The organism is Kitasatospora sp. NPDC058406 (assembly GCF_042722765.1).
Taxonomy (GTDB): domain Bacteria; phylum Actinomycetota; class Actinomycetes; order Streptomycetales; family Streptomycetaceae; genus Kitasatospora.
Map to the genome: position 1 here is coordinate 1 of NZ_JBHXKE010000392.1, position 5644 is coordinate 5644.

The 5644-nt window shown below is 76.0% G+C and carries 5 protein-coding genes; 3 read left to right on the forward strand and 2 right to left on the reverse strand.

What is annotated here, in order from left to right:
• A partial coding sequence (locus tag ACFWOG_RS39220; protein ID WP_380364389.1) for a sigma factor-like helix-turn-helix DNA-binding protein occupies positions 1-527 on the reverse strand: 527 nt, incomplete at its 3' end.
• A 135-nt stretch (positions 528-662) separates the two neighbouring features.
• Here ACFWOG_RS39220 and ACFWOG_RS39225 point away from each other — a divergent pair.
• Complete coding sequence (locus ACFWOG_RS39225) at positions 663-2126, forward strand: DUF6350 family protein (RefSeq protein WP_380364391.1); 1464 nt, start codon at positions 663-665, stop codon at positions 2124-2126.
• Positions 2127-2322: 196 nt separating this feature from the next.
• Here the strand turns inward: ACFWOG_RS39225 and ACFWOG_RS39230 are convergent, their stop codons facing one another.
• A complete protein-coding gene (locus ACFWOG_RS39230; RefSeq protein WP_329885328.1) occupies positions 2323-2982 on the reverse strand; it encodes a hypothetical protein in 660 nt (219 codons plus the stop codon).
• 346 nt (positions 2983-3328) lie between these two features.
• On the opposite strand from ACFWOG_RS39230, the gene purN reads away from it, so the two are divergent.
• Entirely contained in the window at positions 3329-3988 is a 660-nt protein-coding gene (gene purN, locus ACFWOG_RS39235; RefSeq protein ID WP_329947739.1) for a phosphoribosylglycinamide formyltransferase, read from the forward strand.
• A complete protein-coding gene (gene purH / locus ACFWOG_RS39240; protein ID WP_329947738.1) occupies positions 3985-5565 on the forward strand; it encodes a bifunctional phosphoribosylaminoimidazolecarboxamide formyltransferase/IMP cyclohydrolase in 1581 nt (526 codons plus the stop codon). The genes purN and purH overlap by 4 nt, the downstream gene beginning before the upstream one ends.
• The last annotated feature ends 79 nt before the right edge of the window (positions 5566-5644 follow it).

Below are 5644 nucleotides of genomic sequence, written 5' to 3' on the forward strand. Positions count from 1 at the left end.
CCTCCCCCGCCCGCGCCGCCGCCCGGCCCCGGCGCCGGCGCGGGCCCGGCCGCCGGGACAGCCTTCGACACGGCCGTCGGCGCCTCTGCTGCCGATGCCGATGCCGATGCCGATGCCGATGCCGATGCCGACGTCGACCTTTCGGGCCCTACGGGGCCCAGCAGGGCGGCGAAGGCGACGATCTCGGCCTGGGTGCGGGTGCCGAGCTTGCGCAGGGCCCGGTGCTGGTAGCTGCGGGCGGTGGTCGGGGTGACTCCGAGTGCGGTAGCGGTCTCGGCGAGGTCCCGGCCGGCCGCGAGGTGGGCGAAGGCCTCGGCCTCACGGGCCGTCAACCGGCCGAGCAGCCGTGCGGCCTCCTCCTGCGGCGCGGTTCCCGGGGGCGTCTCCTTCGGCGGGGCCTTGGCGGTCCCGGACCGGCCGCGTCCGGCCTTGGCCTTGCCGGGGCGGCCTTTCGCGCCGGCGTTCTGCGGTGCGGGTGGGGGGGTCGGCTGGCTGGTGGGGCGCTCGGCGGTCGGGGGCTTGGTCATCAGACGCTCCGGGCCGGGTCGGTGGCGGCGGCGTGAGGGCAGGGTCTGAAAATGCGCATAAGCCAATAATCTGGGACACCCCGGCGGTTTGCCTCTTCACGGAGCATGGCGAGTCGCCTTGGCACGATGAGCCGCATGACGCAGCTGATGGGCCGTCCGATCCTCGAAGTGCCGGGCGAACTGGGCGCCAGACCGGTGTTGTCCGCCCTGCTGGCGGGGGTCCGGACCGCCCTGATCGGGCTGGCCGCCGTCGCCGTCCCGGTGCTCGGGCTCTGGGTGGTGACCCCGTACGCGGACGACGGTGCGACCGGGGCGGCGCGACTGGCGGGGGCGCTCTGGCTGCTCGGACACGGGGCGCCGGTGCTGCGCGGGGCGTCCGAGGCTCCGCTGACGGTGACCCCGCTGCTGCTCGGACTGCTGACGACGGTCCAGCTGTACCGCGCGGGTGCGCGGGCGGGGAGGCGGACGGGAGCCGGCGGGGCGGGGCGGATCCGGCGGGGCGGCGCGTTCGCGGTCTGGGCCGGTTACTGCGCGGTGGCGGTCGGGGTGGTGGCGCAGTGCGCGGGTGCGGGGGAGTTCCGCGCGCGGGTGCTGCCGGATCTGCTGGTCGTCGCGGCACTGGCCGGGGCGGCGACGGCGGCGGGTGCCCGTCGCGGGGAGCCGGTGCGCCTGCCGTCGGGTGGGTGGGAGCGCGTGCTGGCCCGGTTGCCGGGGCCGGTCCGGCCGCCGGCGGTGATTCGTCCGGTGGGGGGATCGGAGACGGTCCGGGTGGCGGTGCTGGCGGCCGGGGCTGGGCTGCTGGCGGCGGGCTCGGCGGTGCTGGCCGGGGCGGCTCTGCTGGCAGCGGTGGGCGGCGGCGATCGTCCGGCGGCGGCACTGGCGGGTGGCCCGGCGGCGGTCGCGGGGACGGTGCTGCTCGGCGTGGTGCTGCTGCCGAACGCGGTGCTGTGGGGTGCGGCGTACGCGCTCGGGCCGGGGTTCGCGGTGGGCACGGGAGCGGTGGCCGCGCCGACGCGGACGGTCCTCGGGCCGGTGCCGGAGTTCCCGCTGCTCGCGCTGCTGCCGGACCCGGGGGCGGGCGGTTGGCGGCTGCTGGTCTGCCTGCTGCCCGTGGCGGCGGGGGTGGTGCCGGGGCTCCTGCTGGGCCGGGTGGCGGCGGCCGGCGGACGCCCGGAGGGCCCGGCGGAGGCCGAGGCGGCAGCGGGGGCGCCGGAGCGGAGGCGGGGCGAGGAGACCGGGCCGGGTCCGAGGCCGCCGTGGCACGCGTCCGCCACGGTGACGGCGGTGCTGGCGGTCGCACTGCTGACCGGCGGCGGGGCGGCGCTGCTCGGCTGGCTCTCCGGCGGGGCGCTGGCGGGCGGGCGGATGGCCTGGCTCGGCCCGGTGCCGTGGTCGACGGGGTTGGCCGCGACGGTCTGGGTGGCGGTGGTGGCGGGTCCGATCGCGTTGGTGACCCGGGGCCGCGCCCTGCGGGCGTCCGCCGGGCGGACCGGGACCGGCGCGCTCGTCCTCACCGCGCGCCGGGGCGTGCTGCTGCTGCGCGCCCGGTCGTACGCCGCGGTGGTCCGGTTGTCCGGCCGGGCGGGCCGCACGGAGTGAGTCGCGGCAGGGGCCGGCCGGAACGGGTCCGTGCCGGCGTCCCGGCATCGACCCCCTGCCGCCGGACACCGACCGCGGACGGCGGTCCGCCCTCGGACCGCCGGGCCATCCGACCGCAGGGCCCTCGGACCGCCGGCCCTCCGACCTCGACCGAGGGCCGCGCCGCAACGCGCGCCGGCCGCCGGCCGGGTGTCGCCTACTCGCTCGTCTTGGTGATGTCCACGTACCACTGCGGTGCGAGCTTGTCGCAGCCGTCGACCGCGCTGGAGGTCAGCGAGTCCTGGACGCAGGTGACGTAGTCGTTGTAGTAGACCGCGAGACCGAGCACCGAGGAGACGAAGACCACCGTCATCGCCCCGGTGAGGATGCCGGCCAGGGCGGCCGGGGTCAGGGGGTTGGGCGTGGAGGGCTCCGACGGCGCCTGACCTGCCGATCCCCCGCCCGCCGTACCCGCGCCGGAGCTCTGCTTGGGGGCCCGCATGGCGGAGACGCCCCAGAAGACGGCGAGCGCGCCGACGAACAGCGCGACGTAGTGCAGCGACGCGAAGGCGCAGACCAGCGAGATCATGCCGGCCAGGGCGGCGTTGCGGGCCCGGCGCTGGGCCGGGTCGTTCGGGTCGAGCTTGGGCGGCTGGGGTGCCGACGGGCGGGGGTTCCGGCCGCCGCCCTGGTAGCCGGGGCTCCACGGGTGCGGCGGCGGGACGAGCGGGCGCTCGTCCGGCTCGCCGTCCTGGCCGTCGGGCCGGTCGGCGCCCCCGTTCGGGCGGGGAGCTCGCGGCCGCCACGGCTGGTCAGGGGCATCCGCCGGCGGCGGCGCGAAGGGGTTGCGCTCGCCGGTGTCGTCTCCGCTGCTCATGGTTCGGCCATTCCTTCTCGGTCGGTGGGCGGATGCCCGCGCCACCCTATGATCCCGCAGGCGTACGCGGGAGGCTTCGGCGGCCTGCCGTCGGAGGCCGACCGGGCCGGGCGGGCGGCCCGGCGAGATCCCGGTCTCAGCTACGCGCGTAGCCCGAGTGGGCGTTTCGGAGGCCGTCCGACCAGCCGTTATCGTGGTGACGGTCAGCAGCTCGCACGGGTTCCCCGGGCTCCCGCGTCGCGGCGGGTTTTCTCGGAGTTCCCCCTCGCTCGACCTGCCGTTCGTAGTGGCCCCACCGCCGGTGGACGTACCAGCGGACGGCGACCGACCTACGGAGAATCGCGCAGTGGCCGCCGCCCCCGCTCAGCTCTTCCCGCCCCGCACGCCCGGACCGGCCCGTCTGGTGGTGCTGGTCTCGGGCTCCGGCACCAATCTGCAGGCCCTGATCGACGCCGCCGCCGACCCGCAGTTCGGCGCCGAGATCCTCGCCGTGGGCGCGGACCGCGACGGCATCGCCGGCCTGGAGCGTGCCGAAAGTGCCGGTCTGCCGGTCTTCGTGCACCGGGTGAAGGACTTCGCGGACCGGGCCGGCTGGGACCGCGCGCTGACCGACTCGGTGCGGGCGTACGAGCCGGACCTGGTCGTCACGGCCGGCTTCATGAAGATCCTCGGCCCCGAGTTCATCGCGGCCTTCGCCGGGCGGATCGTCAACACCCACCCCGCGCTGCTGCCCGCCTTCCCCGGCGCCCACGGCGTCACCGACGCGCTGGCGTACGGGGTGAAGGTCACCGGCTGCACCGTCCACTTCGTCGACGCCGGCGTCGACACCGGGCCGATCATCGCGCAGGGCGTCGTGGAGGTTCTCGACGCCGACCACGCCGATGGCGGCGACGCGCTGCACGAGCGCATCAAGACTGTCGAGCGCAAGCTGCTCGTCGACGTCGTGGGCCGGCTGGCCCGCGAGGGTCACCGCATCGAGGACCGAAAGGTATGGATTCCGGCATGAGCGCCGCTCCCACCACGCCCGTTGTCTCCGAGGACGTCCGTCCGATCCGCCGCGCCCTGATCAGCGTGTACGACAAGACCGGTCTGGAGGAGCTGGCCCAGGGCCTGCACGCCGCCGGGGTCGCCATCGTCTCCACCGGTTCCACCGCCGGCCGGATCGCCGCCGCGGGCGTCCCGGTGACCGAGGTCTCCGAGCTGACGGGCTTTCCGGAGTGCCTGGACGGGCGCGTGAAGACGCTGCACCCGCGCGTGCACGCCGGCGTGCTGGCCGACCTGCGGCTGGAGTCGCACCGTGAGCAGCTGGTCGAGCTGGGCGTCGAGCCCTTCGACCTGGTCGTGGTGAACCTCTACCCGTTCAAGGCGACCGTCGCCTCCGGCGCCACCCCGGACGAGTGCGTCGAGCAGATCGACATCGGCGGCCCGAGCATGGTCCGCGCCGCCGCCAAGAACCACCCCTCGGTGGCCGTCGTGGTCGACCCGGCCCGCTACGCCGACGTGCTCGCGGCCGTGCGGTCCGGCGGCTTCGACCTGCTGACCCGCAAGCGGCTGGCCGCCCGGGCCTTCGCCCACACCGCGGCCTACGACGTCGCGGTGGCCGACTGGTTCGAGACCTCCGGCTACACCGAGACCGAGGACGCGTTCCCGGCCTTCCTCGGCTCCACCTTCGAGCGCCAGAACGTGCTCCGCTACGGCGAGAACCCGCACCAGGGCGCCGCGCTCTACACCGACGGCACCGGCGGCCTGGCCGGCGCGCAGCAGTTGCACGGCAAGGAGATGTCGTACAACAACTACGTCGACACCGATGCCGCCCGCCGCGCCGCGCACGACCACGCGGAGCCGGCCGTCGCGATCATCAAGCACGCCAACCCGTGCGGCATCGCGGTCGGCGCCGACGTCGCCGAGGCGCACCGCAAGGCGCACGAGTGCGACCCGGCCTCGGCGTACGGCGGCGTGATCGCCGTGAACCGCCCGGTCACCGTGGCGCTGGCCGAGCAGATCGCCCCGATCTTCACCGAGGTCGTGGTGGCCCCCGGTTACGAGGACGGCGCCGTCGAGGTGCTGGCCCGCAAGAAGAACCTGCGGGTGCTGCTGGCCCCCGAGGCCCCGGCCGTCCGCCAGGAGGTGCGCCAGATCTCCGGTGGCGTGCTGCTCCAGGACGCCGACCGGGTGCACGCCGAGGGCGACGACCCGGCGACCTGGACGCTGGCCACCGGCGAGGCGCTCTCCGAGGCCGAGCTGGCCGAGCTGGCCTTCGCCTGGCGGGCCTGCCGGGCCGTCAAGTCGAACGCGATCCTGCTGGCCAAGGACGGCGCCTCGGTGGGCGTGGGCATGGGCCAGGTCAACCGGGTGGACTCCTGCAAGCTCGCGGTCGAGCGGGCCGGCGAGCGGGCCAAGGGCTCGTACGCGGCCTCCGACGCGTTCTTCCCGTTCGCGGACGGGCCGGCGATCCTGATCGCCGCCGGTGTCCGGGCGATCGTCCAGCCGGGCGGTTCGATCCGGGACGAGGAGGTCGTCGCGGCGGCCGCCGAGGCGGGCGTGACCATGTACCTCACCGGTACCCGGCACTTCTTCCACTGACGCCCCGGCGCGTGACGCCGCGCCACCGGGACGGCTGACGGAACGGCAGAGCGGCCCGACCCCCTCCGGTGAGGGGGTC

Excerpts from the sequence above, each read along its gene's own strand:
- ACFWOG_RS39225 (WP_380364391.1), top strand. The coding sequence starts at position 663 with ATGACGCAGCTGATGGGCCGTCCGATCCTCGAAGTGCCGGGCGAACTG.
- ACFWOG_RS39230 (WP_329885328.1), bottom strand. The coding sequence starts at position 2,982 with ATGAGCAGCGGAGACGACACCGGCGAGCGCAACCCCTTCGCGCCGCCG.
- purH (WP_329947738.1), top strand. The coding sequence starts at position 3,985 with ATGAGCGCCGCTCCCACCACGCCCGTTGTCTCCGAGGACGTCCGTCCG.